General features: G+C 46.5%; 23 protein-coding genes. 5 read left to right on the plus strand and 18 right to left on the minus strand.

Features of this window, described 5'->3' with window-relative positions:
• Nucleotides 1-113 precede the first annotated feature (113 nt).
• The 15 genes from AAHN97_RS23185 to AAHN97_RS23255 all read right to left on the minus strand — a co-directional run bounded on the left by AAHN97_RS23185 (nt 114) and on the right by AAHN97_RS23255 (nt 14,157).
• Nucleotides 114-650 carry an OmpH family outer membrane protein gene (locus AAHN97_RS23185; RefSeq protein WP_343304491.1) on the minus strand — a complete coding sequence of 179 codons (537 nt, stop codon included), beginning with the start codon at nt 648-650 and terminating at the stop codon, nt 114-116.
• 60 nt (nt 651-710) lie between these two features.
• Complete coding sequence (locus AAHN97_RS23190; RefSeq protein ID WP_074241917.1) at nt 711-1,226, minus strand: OmpH family outer membrane protein; 516 nt, start codon at nt 1,224-1,226, stop codon at nt 711-713.
• Between the two features lie 77 nt (nt 1,227-1,303).
• The gene (locus AAHN97_RS23195; RefSeq protein ID WP_343304492.1) at nt 1,304-4,051 is read right to left on the minus strand and encodes a BamA/OMP85 family outer membrane protein; all 2,748 of its coding nucleotides are present in this window, start codon (nt 4,049-4,051) and stop codon (nt 1,304-1,306) included.
• Nucleotides 4,032-4,793: an isoprenyl transferase gene (locus AAHN97_RS23200; protein WP_343304494.1), complete on the minus strand. Its 762-nt coding sequence runs from the start codon at nt 4,791-4,793 to the stop codon at nt 4,032-4,034. The genes AAHN97_RS23195 and AAHN97_RS23200 overlap by 20 nt, the downstream gene beginning before the upstream one ends.
• 133 nt (nt 4,794-4,926) lie before the next feature.
• On the minus strand, nt 4,927-5,790 hold the full coding sequence (locus AAHN97_RS23205) for a DUF6089 family protein (RefSeq protein WP_343304495.1): 864 nt from the start codon (nt 5,788-5,790) through the stop codon (nt 4,927-4,929).
• 60 nt (nt 5,791-5,850) lie between these two features.
• Nucleotides 5,851-6,741, minus strand: a complete 891-nt coding sequence (locus AAHN97_RS23210; RefSeq protein WP_343304496.1) for an NAD kinase — start codon at nt 6,739-6,741, stop codon at nt 5,851-5,853.
• Between the two features lie 21 nt (nt 6,742-6,762).
• Nucleotides 6,763-8,244, minus strand: a complete 1,482-nt coding sequence (locus AAHN97_RS23215) for a POTRA domain-containing protein (RefSeq protein WP_343304497.1) — start codon at nt 8,242-8,244, stop codon at nt 6,763-6,765.
• Between the two features lie 38 nt (nt 8,245-8,282).
• Nucleotides 8,283-8,945, minus strand: coding sequence for a CBS domain-containing protein (locus tag AAHN97_RS23220; RefSeq protein WP_343304498.1), 663 nt, complete (start codon nt 8,943-8,945; stop codon nt 8,283-8,285).
• 112 nt (nt 8,946-9,057) lie between these two features.
• Nucleotides 9,058-9,843, minus strand: coding sequence for an alpha/beta fold hydrolase (locus tag AAHN97_RS23225; RefSeq protein ID WP_343304499.1), 786 nt, complete (start codon nt 9,841-9,843; stop codon nt 9,058-9,060).
• Nucleotides 9,844-9,911: 68 nt separating this feature from the next.
• Nucleotides 9,912-10,454: a CvpA family protein gene (locus AAHN97_RS23230; RefSeq protein ID WP_343304500.1), complete on the minus strand. Its 543-nt coding sequence runs from the start codon at nt 10,452-10,454 to the stop codon at nt 9,912-9,914.
• A gap of 8 nt (nt 10,455-10,462) precedes the next feature.
• Nucleotides 10,463-10,912: a GatB/YqeY domain-containing protein gene (locus AAHN97_RS23235; protein ID WP_343304501.1), complete on the minus strand. Its 450-nt coding sequence runs from the start codon at nt 10,910-10,912 to the stop codon at nt 10,463-10,465.
• A gap of 16 nt (nt 10,913-10,928) precedes the next feature.
• Nucleotides 10,929-11,276, minus strand: a complete 348-nt coding sequence (gene gldC, locus AAHN97_RS23240) for a gliding motility protein GldC (protein ID WP_074241907.1) — start codon at nt 11,274-11,276, stop codon at nt 10,929-10,931.
• A 50-nt stretch (nt 11,277-11,326) separates the two neighbouring features.
• Nucleotides 11,327-12,397 (minus strand): glycosyltransferase, encoded by a 1,071-nt coding sequence (locus tag AAHN97_RS23245; protein ID WP_343304502.1) that lies wholly within the window; start codon nt 12,395-12,397, stop codon nt 11,327-11,329.
• A gap of 116 nt (nt 12,398-12,513) precedes the next feature.
• Nucleotides 12,514-12,948: a hypothetical protein gene (locus tag AAHN97_RS23250; RefSeq protein ID WP_343304503.1), complete on the minus strand. Its 435-nt coding sequence runs from the start codon at nt 12,946-12,948 to the stop codon at nt 12,514-12,516.
• Between the two features lie 78 nt (nt 12,949-13,026).
• Complete coding sequence (locus tag AAHN97_RS23255; protein WP_343304504.1) at nt 13,027-14,157, minus strand: ABC transporter permease; 1,131 nt, start codon at nt 14,155-14,157, stop codon at nt 13,027-13,029.
• 286 nt (nt 14,158-14,443) lie between these two features.
• Between AAHN97_RS23255 and AAHN97_RS23260 the strand changes: the two genes are divergently transcribed.
• Nucleotides 14,444-15,436, plus strand: a complete 993-nt coding sequence (locus AAHN97_RS23260) for a terpene synthase family protein (RefSeq protein ID WP_343304505.1) — start codon at nt 14,444-14,446, stop codon at nt 15,434-15,436.
• Nucleotides 15,437-15,450: 14 nt separating this feature from the next.
• On the opposite strand, the gene AAHN97_RS23265 is transcribed toward AAHN97_RS23260, so the two are convergent.
• A complete protein-coding gene (locus AAHN97_RS23265; protein ID WP_343304506.1) occupies nt 15,451-16,542 on the minus strand; it encodes a glycosyltransferase in 1,092 nt (363 codons plus the stop codon).
• 56 nt (nt 16,543-16,598) lie between these two features.
• Nucleotides 16,599-17,405 carry an alpha/beta fold hydrolase gene (locus tag AAHN97_RS23270; RefSeq protein WP_343304507.1) on the minus strand — a complete coding sequence of 269 codons (807 nt, stop codon included), beginning with the start codon at nt 17,403-17,405 and terminating at the stop codon, nt 16,599-16,601.
• Between the two features lie 132 nt (nt 17,406-17,537).
• Here AAHN97_RS23270 and AAHN97_RS23275 point away from each other — a divergent pair, with 132 nt between their 5' ends.
• From AAHN97_RS23275 to AAHN97_RS23290, 4 genes are all read left to right on the plus strand, one after another.
• On the plus strand, nt 17,538-19,331 hold the full coding sequence (locus AAHN97_RS23275; RefSeq protein WP_343304508.1) for an acyl-CoA dehydrogenase family protein: 1,794 nt from the start codon (nt 17,538-17,540) through the stop codon (nt 19,329-19,331).
• 125 nt (nt 19,332-19,456) lie between these two features.
• The gene (locus AAHN97_RS23280) at nt 19,457-21,226 is read left to right on the plus strand and encodes an N-acetylmuramoyl-L-alanine amidase (RefSeq protein WP_343304509.1); all 1,770 of its coding nucleotides are present in this window, start codon (nt 19,457-19,459) and stop codon (nt 21,224-21,226) included.
• A 62-nt stretch (nt 21,227-21,288) separates the two neighbouring features.
• Nucleotides 21,289-21,633: a carboxymuconolactone decarboxylase family protein gene (locus AAHN97_RS23285; protein ID WP_074243154.1), complete on the plus strand. Its 345-nt coding sequence runs from the start codon at nt 21,289-21,291 to the stop codon at nt 21,631-21,633.
• Nucleotides 21,634-21,661: 28 nt separating this feature from the next.
• Nucleotides 21,662-22,705, plus strand: a complete 1,044-nt coding sequence (locus AAHN97_RS23290) for a 2-oxoacid:ferredoxin oxidoreductase subunit beta (RefSeq protein ID WP_343304510.1) — start codon at nt 21,662-21,664, stop codon at nt 22,703-22,705.
• A gap of 121 nt (nt 22,706-22,826) precedes the next feature.
• Here the strand turns inward: AAHN97_RS23290 and AAHN97_RS23295 are convergent, their stop codons facing one another.
• Nucleotides 22,827-23,465, minus strand: coding sequence for a LysE family translocator (locus AAHN97_RS23295; protein WP_343304511.1), 639 nt, complete (start codon nt 23,463-23,465; stop codon nt 22,827-22,829).
• Nucleotides 23,466-23,478: the final 13 nt, after the last annotated feature.

The following is a 23,478-nucleotide window of genomic DNA, read 5'->3' on the forward strand; positions in this document are numbered from 1 at the left end:
ACGTGTTCGCCACGTGTTTTACTAAGGTTTGCTTGCACGCCTAAGGTAAAATAATATAAAAAGAAAGGCTAACCCATACGGGTCAGCCTTCCAAAATAACCTGAGATCCGGCCTTATTTAGCAGCTGGAGCAGCTGGTGTGTTAGGAACACCCAGTTTAGTCTTCACAGAAGCCAGGATATCGTCTCCTGCAGGAGAAACGAGCAAAGAACCGCTGGAGCTGTCAATTACATAAGCGTAACCTTTTTCTTTAGCTACATCTTCGATCGCTTTACGGGCTTTGTCATATACTGGTTTCAGTAATTCGTTCTGTTTTGCGCCGATCTTCTCACGAGCGAGGGTTTCGTACTCCTGGATGCGTTTTTGTGCGTCCTGGATCTCTTTTACCTTCACTTGTTTCATTGTTTCACTATCGGTAGCGGATGATTTGTCGAAATCAGCCATTTTTTTATTGTATTCAGCCACCAAACCACCGCTTTCTTTCTCCAGTCCGGCTGCAAATGTTTCAATATCTGCTTGTGCTTTTTTAGTTTCTGGCATGCTCTCAATCAATGCTTGGGCGTTGATATGCGCGATTTTGGCTTGTGCGCTGGCCTTCACACTGAATAATCCGGTGAATGCAACAAAGGCAATAATTACATACTTCTTCATGATGTTGTTGTCTTGTGTTTAAAAGAAATTTAAAAAGTTATAGGTAAAGATGGTAAAGGATTATTTTTTCACCCCCAGTGCACGAAGGATCTCCTCGCTTTTATCCAGTTTAGGATCGGAAAATATAACGGTAACACCGCCTGATTTGTCCAGCACAAAGTCGTACATCCTGCTGGCAGCCAGCTTTTGTACAGCATTGTAGATCTTATCCTGAATTGGTTTTACGAGTTCTTCTCTTTTCTTAAACAGATCGCCTTCGTAGCCGAAACGTTTCTTTTGTAAGTCTTTAGCATCTTTCTCCCGGGCTATGATCTCATCCTCTCTTTTACGCTTTAAATCCTCTGTAAGCATTACCTGTTCTGCCTGGTACGATTTATACATCTTATCCACTTCCTGGAATTTGGCATCTATTTCTTTCTGCCACTGATCAGCTACACCATCCAGTTTCTTCTGTGCTTCCTTGTAATCCGGAATACTTTCCAGGATGTATTTTGTATCGATCACACAATATTTCTGCGCCGCGGCACCAAATATAGTTCCTAATACTAAAGCCGTAGTGATGAATAATCTTTTCATGAGAAAAAAGGTTTATTAGTCTTATTGCTATCTAACGTACGTTCAACGCACAAGTTTTGCAATATATAATAAATATTTTATTCCGGTTCAAAGCCTAACATGAAGGTAAATTTAGCAGCATCCTTCATACCGCCTCCGGGCCTTAATCTATCCAAACCTATGCCATAGTCAAATCCAAGCAATCCGAACATGGGGAGATAGAACCTTGCACCCACGCCCACAGAGCGTCTCAGGCGGAAAGGATCATATTCCTTGAAGTCCCGGTAACCATTCGCCGCTTCCATGAAAATGAGACCGAAAATGGTGGAACTTGGGTTCAGACTGAAGGGATAACGCAATTCCACTACATATTTATTAAACATGGTAAAGCCTGAATAGCCAGCAGGTGGTGCAGTACTTTCCGGATTTAATTTAGGATTGGAGGTATAATAAACCGGGTAACCACGTTGGGAGATGATGTCCCTGTCGTATACCGCAAAGTTGCTCAAACCATCGCCACCCAGCTCAAAGCGGCCGAACGGAGATAAGGTGGTACGGTTATTATACTTACCCAGGTAACCGAATTTAGCGGCTACTTTCAGTACCAGTGATTTATTGTCAGCACCACGTGGACGGCTCAATGGAACATACCATTCAGCATTCATACGATACTTCTGATATTCAATGAATTTGAACTGGTCCTTGATAGGTTCTTTGGTGTAATCCTTATCAGGATTGAACAAAGAATATGGCGGTGTGAACTGGCCAAAGATCATGAAGCTGGAACCACTGCGCGGGAAGATCTGCTGATCCACGGAAGAACGCGCTAAAGTGAGGCGGAAGCTTAAGTTATTGGATACACCATTATCAAATCCTTCCAGGCCAAAATAGTTAAAGTCCTTCAGTTTATAACGCTGATAGTTCACAGAGTACATCAGGGAGAACCAGTCATCCGGCCATTTCAATTGTTTACCCAAAGAAACGGATCCGCCCACAACCCTGAAATATGCACCAGGATTGCTTACCGGCTGATTGTAATATTCTGCGAAGGCATTCGGGTTCTGGTAAGTGCTGTAGAAGCTCACGGAGAATGGATTCCGTTTTTTACCGCCCAGCCAGGGTTCTGTAAAGGAGAAGTTGTAAGAACGGTATGCTTTACCATTGGAAGAGATCCGCACACTCAGTTTCTGGCCATCACCACTTGGTAATGGGTCCCATGTTTCTTTCTTGAAAATGTTACGTAAGGAGAAGTTGTTGAACGTTACCCCCAGGGTACCGGTCAAACCGATGTAACCACCCCAGCCCGCGGAAAGTTCCAACTGGTCGTTGGCTCTTTCTTCCACTTTATAATCAATGTCCACTGTACCTTCCTGCATGTTGGGAACAGGGTTGATACCAATTGTTTCAGGGTTGAAGAAGCCGAGCTGTGAAATTTCACGTTGAGAACGGATCAGGTTCTGGCGGCTGAATTTATCACCGGGCAGTGTACGCAATTCACGGCGTACCACGTGCTCATTTGTTTTTTCGTTACCTGCAATGCGGATGTCTTTGATCGTAGCCTGCGGGCCTTCCTGCAAACGGATCTCGTAATCGATAGTGTCCTCACGGATACCCACCTCTACCGGATCTGCCTGGAAGAACAGGTAACCATCGTCCATATACAAACTTCCGATGTCTCCGCCTTCAGGACCGGGAGGGTTTCCCAAACGTTTACCTAACAGTTCCAGGTTGTACACATCTCCTTTGCGGATCCCTAAACCACGGGAAAGCACGGTATCACTGTAAACAGTGTTACCTCTCCAGGTGATGTTACCAAAATAATATTTTTTACCTTCTTCCAGTTCCACTTCGATATTGAGGTTGCCTTTCAGGGAAGGATAGGTAGTATCCCTGAGGATCTGCGCATCGCGGTGACCTTTGGAGTTATAGAAAGCGATCAGTTTTTCTTTGTCGTCTGCATACTTCGTTTCGTTGAACTTGGCAGAAGAGAAAAGTTTGAAACGGAAGTAAGGGTCCAGTTGTGCAAGGGAACGGGTAGCAGAAAGAAAACCCATTTCTTTCCAGTAGTTGGAAGACTTCACCATACTGTCTGACCATTGATTGGCCATATCAGGGTACAAAGTGAAACGGCTGGTTTCCTTTGTGCCTTTCATTTTCTTTTTCAGTGTAGCGTCTGCAAAACTGTAGTTACCTACAAGGTTGATGTCGTTCACTTTTACTTTCTTACCCTTATCGATATGAAAGATCACCGTAGCCGAGTTGATGGCTGGTGGCGGATCTTTTCTTTCTTCCATGCGGGTGGTTACATTACGGAAACCTTTTTCCGCATAGAAGCGATGGATAACATTCACAGTGTTTTGCTGAAGTGCTTCCGTTACCACGCTTCCTTTACGGAGGCCGGCTTTGGTAGTGAGTTCATCAGCATCTCCTTTCTTTACACCTTTGAACTGAAAGTTGGACATACGGGCTTTTTCCACCAGGGCTATTTCCAGCCACAGTTTATTGCCTTCTATTTTAGTAATGTAAATAGCAATGTTAGAAAACAGGCGTTGCCCCCAGAGGCTCTGGATGGCTTTAGCAAAATGGTCACCTGGCAGCACAACTTTATCTCCAACGGCAAGGCCGGAGAGAGAGAGCAGCAGGGTCTTATCGAGGAATTCAGTACCGGTTACGGCAATGTCGGCAATTTCAAATTGCTGTGGGTTACCCAGTGAAAAGGGATTTAATCCTTCCGTTGGTTTTTGTGCCGGTACGGGGATGGTATCCTTTTGCTGGGCGCGCACAGACATTCCCGCGCTGCAACATAAAACTACGGCCAGTAGGCTTTTAGGAAACAATTTCTTCATTCTGCTGTATTTGTTCGCTTGTTTTGCCGAATCGACGTTCTCTGGTTTGATAATTTAAAATGGCTTCGTACAGATTCTCTTTGCGGAAATCGGGCCAGCGCGTATTCGTGAAATACAGTTCTGCGTAGGCCAGTTGATACAATAAGAAATTGCTTATACGGTGTTCGCCACTGGTTCGGATCATCAGTTCAGGATCCGGTAGTCCAGCAGTACATAGGTATTTTTCCCAAACATCAGGGGTAAGCTCGTCAGGATTTAGCTTCCCCGTCTGTGCATCCTTCGCAATGGCACGTGCGGCCTGCAGGATCTCCCACCTTGCGCTATAGCTCAACGCCATCACCAGGTTCAATCCACTGTTCGGAGCAGTGATGTCCATAGCTTCCTTTAACTCCCTTTGACAGTGAGCTGGCAGCATAGACATATCACCGATCACGTGCAGGCGTATGTTATTTTTATTAAGTGTTTCCACCTCCTTACGGATAGTGGTAACGAGCAACTCCATGATGCCGTTCACTTCATACACCGGCCGATCCCAGTTTTCGGTAGAAAAAGCGTATAAGGTAAGGTATTCTATGCCTAATTCAGCACAACCCTCCACAATATCCCGCACACTTTCCACTCCCTGATGATGCCCGTAAAGTCGATCCTGCCCTCGTTCTTTGGCCCACCTCCCATTACCATCCATAATGATGGCGATGTGACGCGGCAATCGTTGCAGGTCTAGTTGATCCTTCAAGCTCATGACTATTCAGGCGTGTTAAAACAGTTTTACTAAAAGTGTGCAAAGATACAAAAATAACTTTATGCCCTTTCCTGCAAAGAGAAGGGGGCGGTTTTAACGTAGTTTTAACGGGAATGTTGGCTGGTAGCGCCTTTTAGAACTTACAGCGGTAACTGGTAAAGAGGATCCCTAATGTTAATTCAAGGGTAGCGAACTGATCCTTGTCCCGGCTGTTACCCCGCTGGCGCCCCCTTTCTCCGATCGGAGCACCCGTGGCTGTTGACCTGTCCTGCAAAATTGCCGCCAGGGTACTGCTGCCATCTGGTTTGGTAGGAAAAAGATCTATCCCGGCATAAGTAGTGCTCACATCGTCTATATAATCTGTTTGCGCAAAACGGAAAAGCACCTCCAAACCCAGGTTCAGCCTACGATTGAGGTTGTATTTCACCCCGCCGCCTATCAGGTAGGCATAAGAAAACAATTGGTAAGGTTTCCGGTCAGGGAAACGGGAACTGCCCTGGCCCTCTGTTTTCATGGGTTGCAGGAAATATTTCTGATTATTGTAATAAGCGTAAGGATTGAAATGGAAGGCAGAAGCTCCCAAAGTGAGGTAGGGCGAAAACCGGTATTCATCACTGCCCGGCTCAAAACGGAAGAAGTTAAAATCTCCCTGTACCGCCAGCTCATACACGTTGGTGTTAAAGCTCAGGTTCCGGCGGCGTTCAAATTCATTGGTATTATACACATCTGAAAACCCCAGCTGCATAGCGCGGAAATGCACGCGGGCGCCTACATAATCATTGAAATACTTGCGGTAATAAATACCCACGGCAGCTTTCGTGGCCTTGATGGCAGCCCTGGTATTGAGGTCGCCAAAATAATGCGCCCCCCCAGCCGTGAAGCCCAGCTCCCCAACATAACTTTCTTCCTGCTGGGCCTTAGCCCCATTTATGAAAGCGGCAGCCGTCATAAAGACCGCTACCAGTAAAACCCTTGTGTGAATACGCGTGTGCAGCATAAATATCTGTAAGAACGTAAATTAAACGTTTTTCGTATGGTAAAAAAGGGTAATGAAGCGCTATTTTCTTCCGGCATTACGGGTATCAATACCCCATAACAGCTTGTTCCTTAAGGTGTGCAGGAAGTTTCCTTCGTTCAGTCTTAACAGGCTGATAGAAAAATCTTCTTTCTTTACCGCCAGCTGCACCCGGTTATCTATCACTTCCATCCTGGAATCCAGGGTACAGAGGAACTGATCACTGCGGCCTTCCACTTCAAAAGAAATGATGTTATTGTCCGGCACAATAATAGGGCGCACATTCAGATTGTGGGGGGCCACAGGGGTGATCACAAAACTCGCAGCCTCCGGGAAAACAATGGGGCCGCCACAACTCAGCGAATAACCTGTAGATCCGGTTGGAGTGGCCACTATCAACCCGTCCGCCCAGTAAGTATTTAAAAATTCCCCGTTCAGATAGGTATGGATCTTTACCATCGCGGAGGTATCTTTCTTATGTATGGTGAACTCATTCAGGGCATAAGGTACATTCCCGAAAAGGGGAATACTGGTATCCAGGTGAATGAGCGTCCTTTTATCTACTACGTAATTGCGGCTGATCAGGGAATCTACTACTTCATGGATCTCGTTCCTGCCAATACTGGCCAGGAAACCCAGCCTTCCGAAATTCACCCCCATCACGGGTATGTTCTTATCCCGTATAAAGCTCACCGTGTCCAGCAAAGTGCCATCGCCGCCGAGGCTTACCAAAAATTCTATCCGCTGATTTAGGTCTTCCGCCTGGGAAAAAACCTCTGTTTCAGGATAGAACTGTACATGTGGCCTCAATTCTCTATAAAAAGGTTCAAATATAACAGGTGTGATCTCCTGACGGTTCAATTCCTCCAGCAGAAAACGAATATCTTCCAGGTCTTCTTTAACGAATCCGCGACTGTAAAGGGCTACATGCATTATAAGTATCGATTAGAATGGTTACATATCCAGCTTAGCGTGTAAAAATAGTCCTTTTTCGCCCAATTGGTTAATGCTGTATTCAAAGCGGATACAGGTATCGTAGAAGGACACGAGGTCCAAACCCGCTCCGGCAGTATATAACATCTTGTTATTCAATATACCGTTCTTCGTGAGCCTGGCATATGCATAACCCATATCCCCATATGTTTTCACGAGCAGGCGGATGGGCAGGTTGCTGAATTTTTTAGGTACGATCGGGAGTTTTACTTTCCAGTTGAGCACTTCCCGGCGCAATGTGGATTTGAAGATGAAATAACTGGTACCGTCTATCACGTAATACTCCAGCCCGCGGAGATAATCATCGCTATATCCCATAGCCCGCATGCCAATATAAGGCTGGTCTGAAGAGAATTTCGCCTGCCCGAGGATCCCCAGGGCACCATAGGTTTTACGTGCCAGTTCCCAGTATTTAGTGGCTTTTACACGGAATTTGAGATAATCCAGCCCGCTCAAAGGCCCTATGCCCACTTTAGATACTTCCCCGCTCACCAGCAACCCCTTTAAAGGATACTGCCAGCTGTCTGCCTGAATGTAATGCAGGCGGTAAGCCAGTTCCAGGTAGTTCATATCTTTTCTGCCATTGCCCAGGTAGTCCGGATTCCTAAGTACCACGGAATCATTCACGGACTCATTATAATAGTTCAACACCAGCTGGTGGCGGGTGCTGATAGCTTTTCTGTAAGTATAGGTAAGCCCCAGCAGGAACTGCTTCCGCAGGAAATCGTCCTGCCGGAAGAACTGCTGCTTGTTGCCATCTGAAATATAATTGATCTCCCGGTTGCGGCTGTAGGACACTACAAAACCAATACCATGGCGGAATTTATTATCGATGTAAGGAAGGTTATACCCCAGCAGGAATTTCTGTGTATACCCCACCGTTATATCTGCATACACATCATCGTTCCTGCCTGTAAGGTTATCCTGGAAAGCTTTCACGCCCAGGTTCACTCTTTTCAGGCTGTGTTTTTGTTCTACCCACCACTGGTTAAAATTCCGGTCTGCCAGTTTAAAGATGGGAAAGGCAAACAGGTACCAGCGTTCCCATACTTCAAAAGCAAGGTCAGCACTCCTGCCTTCCCAGTTTTTTACATTGGCGGTGGCATTGAGGAAGAGGGAAGTATTCAGCAATTGTTTGCGGCTGGCTTCCAGCTTTTCCGCCAGGGTACTGAGATACACGGTATCCCCGGGTTTTACGCTCAGCTCCCGCAATACAATAGAAGTACGTGTTTTTTTATTGCCGGAAATAAGGATGTTGCGAACGATGATATAATTAGTATCCTGCGAAAGCGGCTGTAATGTAGCGGTAGCGGGTTTGAGTGCACTTGAATCTGGTTCTGTGATCAGCCTTTTAACAATACTTGAATCCCGCTGCTGCCCTGTTGCGGGCAACGCAAAAAAAAGTAATAGCCATGTGGCGGAAATGTTTAGAACAGTGCGCATGCAGGCTTGTAGGTTCGTTCTCCTTTAAATGAAAATGATCACATGCTGATGTAATTCATGAGCAGGTCGTAGTTCTTTTTGAGCAGGTCTTCTTCCAGCTCTTCGCTGAACATATACTTGATGGTATAGTTAAAGCGCTCGAAAGTGGCCAGGATACCCTGTAATTCCTGGCGGTTGGTTTTAAGCAACACTTCCAGTTTACCGGTATTGGAATTGGTGATGGTATTAACGCTGAGCAGGGTCACCTCATTGCTCTCTGCAATACGGGCAATCTCACTCAGGCTGTAATTCCGGGGGTCTACTTCCAGTACCAGCAGGCCGCCGGGTTCCTTTACACCATTGTATTGGGCAAGGATGGCCAGCAGGTTGTCTTTTGTTATACTGCCCAGGTACTCCTGTTCTTTGGAGATCACCGGCAAAACAGACAATTTATGATCGTAGAATAACTTAAGCGCTTCGTAAAAATGGGTTCCTTCAGGGATGGCAGGTTTGAAAGGGTTGGCTTCCGTGGTTTCCAGCAACTGGTCCGGATCTTCCCAATCTATAATATCCTCTTCCTCCACCAGCTGCAGGTATTTGTTATCCACTACCATAGGCAATTGCGTCAGATGATATTCATTCATCAGGCGTAAAGCTTTAGCCCCGGTGTCCATTGGATTCAAAACCGGCACTATGGTGGATATTAGTTCCTGTGCCAACATAATAGATCGTGTTTCAGCTACAATAATAGCAAAGAATATTCCAATACCGCGAAACTTACCTGTTAAAAATTAAGTAATCCCGGAGCAATGGTATGGCAGTAAGGATGAACGGTTAGCTGGCATTGACTTTCACAGCGCCACTGGCAAGCCTTTTGAAGAAGTCGTGCATGATCACATTAAACTCTTCGGGCACTTCCATCATGGGCGCATGGCCGCATTTATCTATAAAATGCAGTTCTGAATTGGGGATGAGCTTATGAAACTCTTCTCCCACCACAGGTGGTGTAACGGTATCATTGTTTCCCCAGATCAGGAGGGTAGGTGTGGTAATGGTAGTCAGCTCTTCGCCCAGGTTATGCCGGATAGCGGATTTGGCCAGGGTAATGATCTTGATCACTTTCAGGCGGTTGCTGGTGATCTCAAACACTTCATCCACCAGCTCTTTGGTAGCCATGGCAGGATCATAGAAAGTAAGCTCCGTTTTTTTACGGATATATTCATAATCCCCGCGTTTGGGATAGGTTTCGCCCATACCGTTCTCAAAAAGACCGGAGCTGCCGGTGAGGATGAGGGATTTCACTCTTTCAGGGTGTTTCAGAATATACACCAGCGCAACATGCCCTCCGAGGGAGTTGCCCATCAGGTGATAATCAGTATAGTTACGGGTTTCTATGAACTTGTGAACGTATTTAGCCAGCCCGCTAACGGAGGTTTCCAGGATATTCAGGTCAAACAGCGGCAATAAAGGGATCACCACCTTGTTATACTGCTTGAAGTACTCCAGGAGGCCGCTGAAATTACTGAGGGCGCCAAATAATCCATGCAACAATATCAATGGTTCTCCTTCTCCTTCTTCGATGAATTTAAATTTGCCCTGTGTTTTGATTTCGTAATTCATTACCTATGCTTGAAGTCAATATTTGCGCTAAAATAATCCTTTTTCTTAATTCATATAATTCCTAATGCCTATCTATTTGAAGGTATTTCTTTAGCGGCTTTTTCAAAGAATCCCTGCAATTCGGCAAATACATCCCTGAAAACCGGGATAATCCTGCCCATTTGTTCCATCACCTTTGGTCCGATCGGCTCTATATAAGGATATACGACTGATTGCAACTTCATTTCCGGGCTTAACCAGTACAATTGATTGGCCAGCCACAATAGTACACTATATATTACAGTATACACGATCACATATAAAATGATCCCTCCCAAACGGTTGATCCAGCCCAGCATAGACCATTGTACCACTTTTTCCAGGGCCGCGGCCCCAATACGCACCAGGATCACTACTGCCAGAAAGATACCAATAAAACACAAAACCGGCCACCAGCGGCCATGCATACCATGCCCTGCCAGGTATTCCGCCAGCACGGCGGATAATTTAAGCGCAGCAGCCAGGCCCAATATAAAGGCCACAAGGGAAAACACCGCAACGATCAGGCCACGGGTAAAACCTTTGTAGACGGCAAATGCCAGGATAACGGCAAAAAGTATGTCTATGGCCAAAAGCGGGATTATTTGGTCAGGAGTTCTTTTACAAGCGCAGAGATCATTTTGCCTTCAGCTTTGCCAGCCAGTTGTTTGGTGGCAGCACCCATCACTTTACCCATATCTGCCGGTGAACTGGCGCCCACAGCTGCTATGATCTCAGTCAAAGCAGTACGCAGCGCAGCTTCATCCATTTGTTGCGGAAGGTATCGGGCAATCACAGCCAGTTCTTCTTCTTCTTTCTTCGCCAGGTCTTCACGGTTCTGCTGACGGAATATTTCCAGGGAATCTTTACGTTGTTTCGAGAGTTTTTGCAGGAGTTTCTGCTCATCTTCTTCAGTGAGCTCGTTGGCACCTTCTGCTGTTTTTGCTACCAAAATAGCTGCCTTAATAGCACGCAGGGCACGCAATTCAGCTTCTGCCTTAGCCAGCATGGCGGTTTTGATGGCGCCGTTGATATCTAATTCTAATGACATGTTCTGTTATTTAAGATTACTGGTTCTGATTTTTCAGCTTTTCCTCGAATTTCTTGTAGAATTCATGCGCAAAAGCGCGGAGATCATTGGCCTGATCAGCCCATGGCGTGGCACGTTGATAGGTATCTGCCATCGTCATCATGGTCTGAAAAAAGAAGTCCGCCATTTCATCCACCATCATCTCTTTCGTCCAGAGATCTATACGTAAAGCGGTTTTATCTGCACCATCCCAAAAAGCCACCATCATGGCTTTCGCTTTATTCATACGGTCGGCTGTACTGTCAGAGGCCGTCCATTCTATTTTTTCCGGCACCTTTTGTTCATCCAATGCCACCTTGATCTGTATAGTAGATTCTTTTGTCATACCTTTTCTTGATTAGAGATTGCAAAAGTAAGCTTTTGTTTTTTAGACGCTCAGGTAGTAATGATCTTCCCCAGCTGCAAAGCCCCCTCATCCCAGCTCTCTGTTCTTGTAATATGTGCCAGCAGCTTGCTGCGCAGCATCTCATCCTTATATAAAGCCCCCAGTTTCTCGGAAAGATCTGTAATATCGTCGGGTACGGCATTCAATGCTGCATCCCCGCCAGCTTCCGGAGAAGCCCCTGCATATAAAGCAACTGCCGGAACCTGGCACCGCAATGCCATGTAAATGGGCACTGCCAATCCATCCGCACCTGCTGTATGCACCAATCCATAAGCTCCTGCTATCAATCGCGCCAGCTCTGTTTCCTCCGCATCCTCTACCCAGATCACATCATCCCTGAACTTATAGGTTTGCAGCGACTCCGCAATTTCTTCTCCCGCATGCGTCAAACGCCCCGCCAGCACAAGTTTCATACTGGTCCGTAACCTTTTCTTCAACATGGAAAAAGCCTTCAGTAAAGGTCTGATATTATTATCCGGATGTATACTGGCAACAGAAATATAATATTCCATCCCATCTGCATATTCCCTTTTCACCTCTTCACGCTCCTCCCAGTTCAATGGAATATAGGTTTCAGAAACCCCGGGCTGCAATTCCTCAATCTTCGTATCCAGGCCGCCAAAGCGCTTATTCACCTGTTCCCGCATAAAAGCAGAAAAGAGTAAAATGCGGGTATACTGGCGGATGTATTGAGAAGTGGAAGCACGGTCCAGCACTTCCGTATGCCTGGTGAGCATTAGATAAGCAGGAATACTGGCAGGTACAGGAAGCACTTCATCTATACACAACACCCTGTCTGCCTTATACTTTTTGATGGCTTTCTTCCACTGCCATCTGCGCCAGGCATATTGGCCCAAACGCCCTCCCACCCAGGGTTTCAGCAGAATGTGCTGTGCATTGGAAGGCAGGATCACCACCGGTTGCCAGGGACAGTCTGTAATTAGCAGGAATTCTACATCCGGGTGCAGGCGGCACAACCGGTACAACATTTCAGTGATCACATTCCCTGTATCTGCAGGTGTATCCTGGAGCATCGGGACAGCATTAACGGCTATACGCATGGCTATTTCTAATTCGAACCTTGCACAAACCTAGTGGAATTATGCCGAAAAGAAAAGAGGCTTGTACTATGCTTTCCCTGCATATAACAAGCCCCTTGTAATATTTCAAGAATAAATTAAGGCGTTTTGTTCATCACCCCAAACTTATACGTTTTGGTATTCGATGGTTTTGCTTTGGAAGTCACCGTGATCGTAACATCTGCTACTTTCAGACTAGGCAGGCCAATGATGGTAACAGTGATCGTATCGCCAGTGATGGTAGCTATCGCAGTTTGCGGAATAGGTACCCCTGCAGGATCCAGCACAGTGACTACAACATTCACCCCTTGTGTAGGGATCGGCGTAGAAGTGATCTTCATGGTTACTGTCAGGGTAGGTCCCTGTGCAGCATTCACATCACTGTTCAGATTAATGTTGGGAACGGAAACTACTAATTCAGCTTCTGGAACTGGTGGAGGTACAACAGTGCCGCCGGGGCCATTCTTCTTTTTGCAGCTGCCGGACATGATGGCCAGCGCACAAAGGATCAATAAATATGGTTTGTAAGGCATAGTAGTATGGTTAAAACGAATTAAAATTAAAATAAATAATATTGCTTTTCAAATATATCCTTAAAATTAACACTATATCTATATCTTTCCCTTTACATCCATTGCATCCCGTAATCCATTACCTAACAGGTTGAAAGCCAATACCAGTAACATAATGGCAACGCCCGGCGCCAGGGCCAGCAAAGGGTTGTGTGTAATGATAAAATTATAGTTTTCCTTGATCATTAAACCCCAGGAAGGTTGCGGTGGTTGTACCCCTACTCCCAGGAAACTCAATCCCGCCTCTATCACAATAGCCGTGGCAAAATTACTGGCCGCCACTACCATCACCGGTCCCATAATATTAGGCAGGATATGTTTCACGATCGTACGTACATGCCCGTAGCCCAATGCCCGCGTAGCTTCTACGAATTGTAATTCCCTCAGTCCCAACACCTGGCCCCTGATGATCCTCGCCACACTCACCCACATGGTTAAACCCACTGCAATGAATACCTGCCAGAACCCTTTCCCTAATGCCAGCGAGATAGCAAAAACCAACAGCAGCGTGGGTACACTCCAGATCACATTGATCAGCCACATCACGGCTTCATCTACAGCTCCCCTGAAATATCCTGCAATGGCTCCTAAAAAAATACCGATGGTTAAAGAGATAAATACTGCAATACAACCCACACTTAAACTCACACGCGTGCCCACCAATAAACGGCTGAGGATATCCCGTCCGAATTTATCCGTGCCCAGCCAGTAATGATGCTGCTTCAAATGTTGCCGGCCCACCATGATCTGTGCTGCAGGCACAGATGGCACCGGCGCATTCAATACCTCGCGCAGCGAATACGTTTCAGGGAAAGTGGTTTCCTCATCCACATATTTTTCCACCCGGATGGAATCTTCTTTGAACTGCCAGCTCCGCACAGGTATCAGCGTAACACTGGATTCCTGCCCGTATACCAGGTAATGCAACCAGCTCCGTTTGGCCACAGGCTGTGTTTTCTGCACATGCAACATCTCAATACTGAACCCCGGCTTTTGCCCACTGATCTCCAACACCATTCCATTCGCATAAGGCGTATGGTCCGGCGAAAGGAAATAAGCAAAAATGCCTGTGAACAAAGCGAGAATGATCACGACCATTCCGGCCATAGCACCCTTGTTACGCTGAAGGCGTTTCCATGCTTGGCGGGAAAAAGAAACAGATCGGGCCATGAGGGCTACAAGTTAATGAAACCCGGGTTATTTCCTACACCTATTCTAAATAGGTTATATATGTAACATAACCTTCATTTATATCCGCAATTTATGCATAACACTTTCGTTACTATATATCATTGAAAATCATGCATTCATATCACACGAAATTCAACTCCTGCGGTCATTATGCATAGCGGTATACTCATAAAATAGCTTAAATTTTAGTTAGACACAGACATCATTCCAGGATATAGAAGTCATTGATTGTAACCATTTTATATTAACCATTAAACATTTAAGTATGTCAACGCTCCAATTTCCGCAGATCTACTGCCCGTTCCCTTCTATGCTCAATCCCTTCGCTACTGAAGCCGAAAAACACACGGCCGAATGGGTTAGCCGCTTTGGATTAGTAAAATCTGAAAAAGCCCGGGAAAAATTCCGCCGGGCCAGGTTTGCCATGTTGTCTTCCAGGGCATTCCCCACTGCAGGACGTTATGAACTCTGCATTGCCTCTGAATTCAACACCTGGCTTTTCCTGCTGGACGACAAGAACGATGAATCCATGTTCGGGAAAATGGATTATCTCCAGATGGTGCATTCATTCGTTACCCAGATCCTCCAAAACAATCATGTAGTGGCTCCTGAGGAAGGTATGCCGCTGGCTAACAGTTTTGCCGATCTGTGGAAACGTATGCGCAGGACCAGCAATGCCGCCTGGCAGAAACGTTTCGTAAAAAGTATGATCGACTACCTGGATGCATGTTTGTGGGAAGTCGGTAACCGCATTCAGCACCGCGCGCCCTCTGTTGCGGATTACATTGAAAAGAGACCCTATACCGGAGCACTCTTTGCAGACATTGAACTGATAGAAGTACTGGAGAACATCTATCTGCCGGATGAGGTTCGTTTACACGACACCGTTCAGCAACTGGCCCTTGCCTGTAACAATGTGGTTTGCTGGGCTAACGACCTGTTCTCTTTTGAAAAGGAACGCCGCCAGGGTGATGTGCACAACCTGGTAGTAGTATTAAAAGAAGAAAGAGGATTGGACCTCGAAGAAGCTGTAATGGAAACAGCCCGCATGCATGATGAAGAGGTTCGCCGCTTTATTGCACTAACTGAAACAGTACCATCCTTTGGTGAAGAAACGGATGATGAACTCAGGCGTTATATCGGCGTGCTGAAAGCCTGGATGAGAGCAAATCTGGACTGGAGCTTCCAGGATACCGCCCGTTACAAGATGAACATAACGGAAACGGCTAGCGGAAACTGGGTGATCTCAAGATTATAGTTTTCGGAGGGGCGCTACTTCACCTGGCGCCCCTTCCATTCATACGATCCGAACTTACCTAACCAACCTGCCACTACTACGTAGATAATATGAAATGGCTGTCCGGGAATAAACCAGGCCAGCAGGGAAAGCTTTTGAAAGAAAGCAGCCACCGGTACCAGGAAAATCATTTCTATCACTACTTTATAGATCAGCACACCTACAAACCAATACAGCAGTTCAGGATTAAAAATGGTTACCACGCCCATCAGTACCAGCATCACATTCCAGATATACACCAGCACCAGCGTGCGTGTAATCCGTTTATCCTCATACTTATCTGCTTTGGAAGACCAGCGTATCCGCTGATTCATAAAGCCATTCACGGTTGCCACAGGCAGCGTACGCACAATGGCATCGCGGCTTTTCAGATAACGCACTCCACCCGGATAGGCATGATAGATCTTGTACATCAGCAGCATATCATCTCCTGAAGCAATCATATCTATTCCCATAAAACCACCCACTTCTTCAAAGGCGCTTTTCTCATACGCAAGGTTGGCGCCATTGCACATGGTACCTGTTTGCAGATAGGCCACCGATCCGGTAATGCCCTGCATGGTCATAAAGTCCAGCGACTGTAAACGCTTGAAGAAGTTATCATCTTCATGATAAGCCACCGGTGCAGCAATAAAACGCGGACGGTAAGTTTCATAGAACTTCACAATGGTTTCCAGCCACTTGGGCCCCATCACACAATCCGCATCGGTTGTTACGATCAGGTGGCCGGTAGATTCTTTGATGGCCAGTTCTATTGCTTTTTTCTTGTAGGAGTTGAGCCGTTGTGTTTTATCCAGGTGATCGCTCATGCGTACCAGCCGTACATTCTCCGCAGGAAAATACCGCACTACATCTGCAGTGGAATCTTCCGAAAAATCATCTACTACTATCACTTCAAACAGGTTCGCCGGATAACTTTGCTGCTGCAGGGCTTCCAGTAAAGGCGGAAGGTTGTTCTCCTCATCCCGTGCCGGAATAACTACGGTTACTTTTGTGTTAAAAGTATAAGCATGCCTGGATGGATAAAATGTGTGCAGACGGGTCCAGCCGTAACAATAGGACAGCATGAGGATTCCGTATAAAAAAGCGAGACCAAGGGTGACGATCAATAAAGCATTCATGCTTACTTACTCCTGATATTTTGACTGATAATAAATCCCAGTTCTTCTGATAAAAGCTGGTGGCCCTTTTCAAGTACTACCAGTTTGCAGGGAAAAGAACCGTCTGCAAAACGTGCTCCGAAAGCCGGAGGTATCACACGGTCGAACCTTCCGAAGAATAAAACCGTGTCAATATTATATTGTGCCAATAGCCGTTTACATTTTCGTTTGGAGGGCATCATTCTCCGCATGTTTGTCCAAACGTCATATACCAGCTGGCGTTTGTCCAGCTTATCCATACTGTAAAAAGCAAACTTGTACACACTTTCATTCAGCAGGCCCCAACGCCGCCACAAGGTAAGCAGTCTGAAGAAGAGAGCCGGATTCCGGGTATTGTATGCAAAAACACGGTTGCCTATCCTTGTTTGCGTGGCAAACATATGCCAGGGATTATTTTTCAGACCATCCGGTGCCACCAGTACCAGGTGCCCGATCCGGGAAGCCATCCTTTCCACAGCACACATAGCCAGTCTGCCACCCATACTATAACCCAGAAGGGAGAACCTTTGTTTGCCAAACCTTTCCAATATTTTTCCGATCAGCGCCTCCAGGTCGTTTTTCTCAAAACTCCTGTTCTCCTGCCACACCGTGTTCCCATGGAAGGGCATATCTAACGCCACAATTGTAAAGTTATTGCCCAGCGCAGGTTCTATACAACTAAAGTGCGATGCGCTTTCCCCAAAGCCATGAAAACAGATCAGGAGTTCCTCCCCTGAACCAGCAACGATCCCGGAAAATGTACTTTGCAGATATGGTAAGGAGAGTTTCAATCCTGCATGGCTCTTTTGGTAATTAACAAATCTACGACTCGAAATTCGTAATTGTTAATTCGGAATTGAAGTAATTGAATTTGCCAATTGCTATAAACTCGGTAAATTACGAGTAGACTAAAAATACGCAAGATGGATACCGTGGTTAACAGTAAAGCAGCCCTGAAAGGTGCAGAGTTCCTCGTTAAAGAGTTAATGGCCTCCGAGGTTTTTATTCCCGAAGATTTTTCTGAAGAACAGTTGATGATCAAGGAAATGGCCGAACAATTTGTGGCCAAAGAAGTGACGCCTGTGCTGGACAGGCTGGATAAACTGGAAGAAGGCCTCATGCCTTCCCTGCTGGATAAAGCCGGAGAACAGGGTCTCCTTGGAGCCGCCTTCCCGGAATCCTATGGCGGTTTAGGGAAAGACTTCATCACTGCTACACTCATCAACGAAGCCCTGGGTTCCGGTCACTCTTTCTCGGTAGCCATGGCTGCACATACAGGCATCGGTTCCTTACCCATCCTTTACTTTGGTACGGATGCCCAGAAGAACAAATACATTCCCAAACTCGGCTCCGGCGAAATGAAAGGTGCCTACGCACTCACAGAACCCAATTCCGGCTCTGATGCACTAAGCGCCAAAACAACCGCTAAACTGAGTGCAGACGGGAAGTTCTATCTCATCAATGGGCAAAAATGCTGGATCACCAATTCCGGTTTTGCAGATGTTTTCACCGTATTCGCAAAAATAGACGGCGATAAATTCACCGCCTTCATTGTAGATAAAGATACCCCCGGTTTCACACTGGGTGCGGAAGAACATAAAATGGGCATCAAAGGCTCCTCTACCCGCCAGATCTATTTCCAGGACGCGCAGGTGCCCGTGGAAAATGTACTCGGCGAAATCGGGAAAGGCCACCTGATCGCTTTCAACATTTTGAATATTGGCCGCCTTAAACTCTGCGCAGCTGCATTGGGAGGTGCAAAAGGCAGTTTGAACATCACCATTCAATACGCCAATACCCGCGAACAGTTCAAACAACCCATTGCAAACTTTGGTGCCATCAAACATAAACTCGCTGAAGCAGCCATCCGTATGTGGGTTTGTGAATCTGCACTCTACCGCACCGCACAACTGATCGATCAGAAAGAACAGGAACTGCTGGCAGAAGGCAAAGCTTTCAATGAAGCCCTGCTGGGTGCCGCAGAGGAATATGCCGTAGAATGTGCCATGCTCAAAGTGAACGGCTCCGAAGTACTGGATTATGTTGTGGATGAAGGCGTACAGGTACATGGCGGTAACGGATTCAGCGATGAATACGTGATCTCCAAAGCCTACAGGGATTCCCGCATCAACCGCATTTTTGAAGGTACCAACGAGATCAACCGCCTCCTTACATTGGACATGACGTTGAAACGTGCCATGAAAGGGAAACTGGACCTCATGACGCCAGCCATGAATGTAATGAAAGAACTCATGAGCATTCCGGACTTTGGCAATGAAGATGAAGGGGCCTTCGCAAAAGAAAAGAAGATCATCCTCAACATGAAAAAAGCCATCCTCATGGCTGCCGGCGGCGCCGTGCAAAAACTCATGATGAAGATAGATACCGAACAGGAAATACTCATGAACATTGCAGACATGGCCATTGAAACCTTCATCAGCGAAAGTGCCTTACTCCGTGTGATCAAACTCGCGGAACTTCGTGGAGAAGAAGCCGTGGCCCTGCAAATAGATATGGTACGCACTTATCTCACAGATGCGGCAGACCGTGTGAACAAATCCGGTAAAGATGCCATCAACGGTTTTGCAGAAGGAGATGAACAACGCATGATGCTGCTGGGCTTGAAACGCTTCACCAAAACAGAAGCCTTCAACACCAAAGAAGCCCGCAGAAGGATTGCTGCCAAATTGATCGCCGATAACAAGTATAGTTTTTAAGATGTTCAACAACGCATAAATTCCACAGGGAACAGGGGCCTCGCCCTCGTTCCCTGTTTGCTTTTAAATAACCTCTGCCGCTTTGAGAATGGAAAAGACGAATGAAATAATTAATTTTAGACTGTATGAAGAAACGGATAGGAGGAAGCCTGTTATTGGCAACGATGCTGATGCAACAGGCATGGGCACAGGAAAGAAGCTTTATCAGGCTTACCCAGCCCGGCAAACAAAACAACGCGGTAACCGCCACACGCCAGTTCCTGGTAGGCAGCACCTGTAAAACATGCAGGGTGTATGTAAACGATGAAGTGCAAAAGGTGTACCCCACCGGCGCCTTTGCCATTGAAGTGGAACTTGAAGAGGGAAGCAATGAATTTGAAATAAAATCTGTTGGCCCCAATGGCGATTCCATCCTGAGAAAAGTTTACTTCTCTTACAATATCCCACAGGCCCCCCAACCTGTTACTTCCGCCAACATTGCTTACATCCGTACCTACCCGGAAGGTAATCTCACAGTGGCTCCCGGCGATCTCATCAAATTCCAGGTGAAAGCACAACCCGGCGGAACAGTAACAGTAGGCAACAATTTTCTGCTGACAGAACTGATCGGCAATACCATGCCCGGCATCTACCAGGGCACTTATACTGTACAGTGTAACGATCCCCTGATCAACGGACGCAGCATTCCTGTTACGCTAAAAACAGCAGAAACAGAAGTGCGCCGCAGTACCGGCAACGTTTTTAATTTCATAGATCCGCAAACGCAGCCCCTTATCGGGAAAACCATTGGGGACGCACCTTTCCTGAAATACGGATTGGGAGAAGACCGCCTCGGCGGAGCCAAAGTAGGTTACCTGGATACCGCCATTTATCTCAATATCACCGGTAAAGTGGATGGCGATTACCGGGTTAAATTATCCAAAACCTTCTCTGCATATATACCGCAGGAAATGGTCAGACTCCAGCCTGCCGGTACTTTCCCACCTGCTTCTTTAAGCCATTCCTGGCGGGTGTGGGGAGATGAAAAGTTTGATTATGTAACCGTTGGCCTTACACAGAAACTACCTTATCGCAGCAGTCAGCAATTAGATCCCTCCCGCATTGTGGTAGATGTTTTTGGCGCCACCGTGAATACCAACTGGATCTCACAGCTGGAAACATCAAAGGAAATAAAGAATGTTTATTACGAACAGGTGGAAGATGATATCCTGCGCGTGACCATTGAATTGAAACACAAACAATCCTGGGGTTACCAGATCTATTATAACGGCAGTACCTTAACGGTAAAGGTTAAACGGCCACCTGCGCAGCCCGGCCTGGGGAACCTCACTATTGCTGTAGATGCAGGCCATGGCGGCAGCAATCTTGGTGCCCAGGGGCCAACAGGCGTGTACGAAAAAGAAATAGCCCTGGCGGTGGCCAATGCTTTGCAGCAATCCCTGAGGGCGGAAGGAGCCAGGGTGCTCATGACCAGGCTGAACGATTCTTACGTGGAAAACAACTATCGCATCCTTTCTTACCGGGATAAAGATCCGGACCTCCTGGTGAGCATCCACCTGAACTCTTCAGCAGACCCGATCCGGATCAAAGGCACCAGCACTTATTATAAACACATCGGGTTCCGCCCCCTCAGCCAGTTCATCTATAAACACATGCTGGAACTGGGCCTGAATGAATTCGGGAATGTAGGCAGCTTCAACTTTGCGCTGAACAGCCCTACAGAATATCCCAATGTACTCGTGGAAACAGTGTTCCTCAGCAACCCGGAAGACGAAATGATGATCCTGGACCCCGCTTTCCGCCAAAGAATGGCCGATAAGATCGTACTGGGGATCAAGGATTTTGTAGCCACAGCAGGGCAAGAGAACGAATATCCTACTGCATCAGTAGATTAATGCCTATCTTTGCAGCCATTTATTTTGTAACTTTAACGCTACCCTTTGATAAATATGCACTTATGAGCGAGCTAGTGAAGGAATTTGACGAGTACAGGGCCAAAATGAATGAGGTGATCCTGGGAAAGCAGAACCTGGTGATCAACCGGCTCTTTAACCTGGATACCAATACCTATGCGGAAGGCGCCCTCAGCACCAAAACCAAGGAAATGCTGGGCCTGGTAGCCTCTATGGTACTCCGTTGCGATGATTGTATCAAATATCACCTTGGGAAATGTCATGAGCAGGGCATTTCTACCACAGAGATATATGAGATCTTTGCAGTAGCCAATATCGTTGGCGGTACCATCGTTATTCCACATACACGCCGCGCAGCAGAATATTGGGAAGAGCTTGTGAATTCGTAACTTTGAATTATAAAATTTCCATAATAAGATGTCAACAACTACTATCCCTCCGCAACCACTAACGGCCAAGGATTTTACAACGGACCAGGAAGTACGCTGGTGCCCGGGTTGTGGGGATTACTCCATATTGAAACAGGTACAAACCATCATGCCCGGTTTAGGTATACCTCGTGAGAATATTGTGATCGTTTCAGGTATCGGGTGTTCATCCCGTTTCCCTTATTATATGAATACCTATGGCATGCACTCCATCCATGGCCGTGCTACTGCTATTGCTTCCGGTTTGAAAGCTACCCGCCCTGAACTGAGCGTGTGGATCGTTACCGGAGACGGAGATGGTCTTTCCATTGGTGGTAACCACACCATCCACCTGCTGCGCCGTAATTTTGATGTGAACATCATGCTGTTCAACAACCAGATCTACGGGCTTACAAAAGGACAATACTCACCTACTTCAGAAACCAATAAGGTCACCAAAAGTACCCCCTTTGGCAGTATCGACCATCCGTTCAATCCAATGGCCCTGGCCATGGGAGCAGATGCCACCTTTATTGCACGTAGTATGGACCGTGATCCCAAACATCTGCAGGAAATGCTGAAACGCAGTCATGCGCATAAAGGCGCTTCCTTCCTGGAGATCTATCAGAACTGTAACATCTTTAACGATGGCGCTTTTGAAGTGTTCACGGAAAAATCCAGCAAACAGGATGAAGCCATCTTCGTGGAACATGGCCAGCCACTGATCTTCGGTGCACAGAAAAATAAAGGTATCCGCCTGAATGGTCATCGCCCTGAAGTAGTAAGCCTGGAAGAAGGAAGCGGATTCAGTGCTTCAGACCTCTGGATCCATGATGAGAATGATTTTGGTAAAGCCCAGATCCTCACACGCATGTTCGATGATCCCCGCATTGAAGGACATTTACCTCGTCCCTTTGGAGTGTTCTACCAGATCTTCAGACCAACGTATGATGATATCATGGCCCAACAATTACAGGAAGCAACCGCAAAACGCGGCCCCGGTAACCTGGATAAACTGATTGCTGGTAATGAAACCTGGACCATCCAGGCTTAATAAATATCAACACCTATCAGTATTTTAGTGAGACCTAATTAAGTCTTAAAATAAAAAGAGAAGGCATTACGCCTTCTCTTTTCTTTCTGCATTAATTATACGGTTCTGGCTAATTGGCATTTTAATGTCCCAGCTGCCCTGTGCCCAACAGCACTTTATACAGCAGCACCAAACCAAAAACGATCATACACACGCCCGCCAAACGGTTCAGCCAGATCACATTGGTTAAGGTTAGTTTATGCCTGATCTTATCAGACACAAACACTTTAAGGATATCCGCCGCCAGCACAAAAGCCAGGCAAACAGCATACATGGTAACACGGTGGCCTACAGTGGTTGGTGCATTCGCCACACAAACCCCCAGCCAGAAAATGATCACACCGGGATTGAGGGTGTTCATCAGAAAACCTCCCAGCCAGATCTTTGCATAATCACGTGTACTGAACATTTCAGGCCGTTCATCTCCTGTAGTGATCTTTACTTTTTTAAACAGCAATCCGTAGACCCCCATCATGATCAGCAGGATACCACCACTTACACCAATGGTTTTAGTATAGGTACCCAGGTTGCTGATGAAAGAAGTAGCGAGATTACCCAGCAGTACAAACATGATATCACTCCCGGACACGCCCAGCGCAAAACTGATACCAGCCCTGAATCCATTACTGATGCTATACTTGATGATAGCAAAAATAACGGGCCCTACCGATACAGATAAAAACATTCCCAAACCTAATCCGGCAATGATAGAGGCGATCATGTATACTTTCTTG

The organism is Chitinophaga niabensis (genome assembly GCF_039545795.1).
Lineage (GTDB): Bacteria > Bacteroidota > Bacteroidia > Chitinophagales > Chitinophagaceae > Chitinophaga > Chitinophaga niabensis_B.

Excerpts from the sequence above, each read along its gene's own strand:
- AAHN97_RS23185 (WP_343304491.1), bottom strand. The coding sequence starts at position 650 with ATGAAGAAGTATGTAATTATTGCCTTTGTTGCATTCACCGGATTATTC.
- AAHN97_RS23190 (WP_074241917.1), bottom strand. The coding sequence starts at position 1,226 with ATGAAAAGATTATTCATCACTACGGCTTTAGTATTAGGAACTATATTT.
- AAHN97_RS23195 (WP_343304492.1), bottom strand. The coding sequence starts at position 4,051 with ATGAAGAAATTGTTTCCTAAAAGCCTACTGGCCGTAGTTTTATGTTGC.
- AAHN97_RS23200 (WP_343304494.1), bottom strand. The coding sequence starts at position 4,793 with ATGAGCTTGAAGGATCAACTAGACCTGCAACGATTGCCGCGTCACATC.
- AAHN97_RS23205 (WP_343304495.1), bottom strand. The coding sequence starts at position 5,790 with ATGCTGCACACGCGTATTCACACAAGGGTTTTACTGGTAGCGGTCTTT.
- AAHN97_RS23210 (WP_343304496.1), bottom strand. The coding sequence starts at position 6,741 with ATGCATGTAGCCCTTTACAGTCGCGGATTCGTTAAAGAAGACCTGGAA.
- AAHN97_RS23215 (WP_343304497.1), bottom strand. The coding sequence starts at position 8,244 with ATGCGCACTGTTCTAAACATTTCCGCCACATGGCTATTACTTTTTTTT.
- AAHN97_RS23220 (WP_343304498.1), bottom strand. The coding sequence starts at position 8,945 with ATGTTGGCACAGGAACTAATATCCACCATAGTGCCGGTTTTGAATCCA.
- AAHN97_RS23225 (WP_343304499.1), bottom strand. The coding sequence starts at position 9,843 with ATGAATTACGAAATCAAAACACAGGGCAAATTTAAATTCATCGAAGAA.
- AAHN97_RS23235 (WP_343304501.1), bottom strand. The coding sequence starts at position 10,912 with ATGTCATTAGAATTAGATATCAACGGCGCCATCAAAACCGCCATGCTG.
- gldC (WP_074241907.1), bottom strand. The coding sequence starts at position 11,276 with ATGACAAAAGAATCTACTATACAGATCAAGGTGGCATTGGATGAACAA.
- AAHN97_RS23245 (WP_343304502.1), bottom strand. The coding sequence starts at position 12,397 with ATGCGTATAGCCGTTAATGCTGTCCCGATGCTCCAGGATACACCTGCA.
- AAHN97_RS23250 (WP_343304503.1), bottom strand. The coding sequence starts at position 12,948 with ATGCCTTACAAACCATATTTATTGATCCTTTGTGCGCTGGCCATCATG.
- AAHN97_RS23255 (WP_343304504.1), bottom strand. The coding sequence starts at position 14,157 with ATGGCCCGATCTGTTTCTTTTTCCCGCCAAGCATGGAAACGCCTTCAG.
- AAHN97_RS23260 (WP_343304505.1), top strand. The coding sequence starts at position 14,444 with ATGTCAACGCTCCAATTTCCGCAGATCTACTGCCCGTTCCCTTCTATG.
- AAHN97_RS23265 (WP_343304506.1), bottom strand. The coding sequence starts at position 16,542 with ATGCTGTCCTATTGTTACGGCTGGACCCGTCTGCACACATTTTATCCA.
- AAHN97_RS23275 (WP_343304508.1), top strand. The coding sequence starts at position 17,538 with ATGGATACCGTGGTTAACAGTAAAGCAGCCCTGAAAGGTGCAGAGTTC.
- AAHN97_RS23280 (WP_343304509.1), top strand. The coding sequence starts at position 19,457 with ATGAAGAAACGGATAGGAGGAAGCCTGTTATTGGCAACGATGCTGATG.
- AAHN97_RS23285 (WP_074243154.1), top strand. The coding sequence starts at position 21,289 with ATGAGCGAGCTAGTGAAGGAATTTGACGAGTACAGGGCCAAAATGAAT.
- AAHN97_RS23290 (WP_343304510.1), top strand. The coding sequence starts at position 21,662 with ATGTCAACAACTACTATCCCTCCGCAACCACTAACGGCCAAGGATTTT.
- AAHN97_RS23295 (WP_343304511.1), bottom strand. The coding sequence starts at position 23,465 with ATGATCGCCTCTATCATTGCCGGATTAGGTTTGGGAATGTTTTTATCT.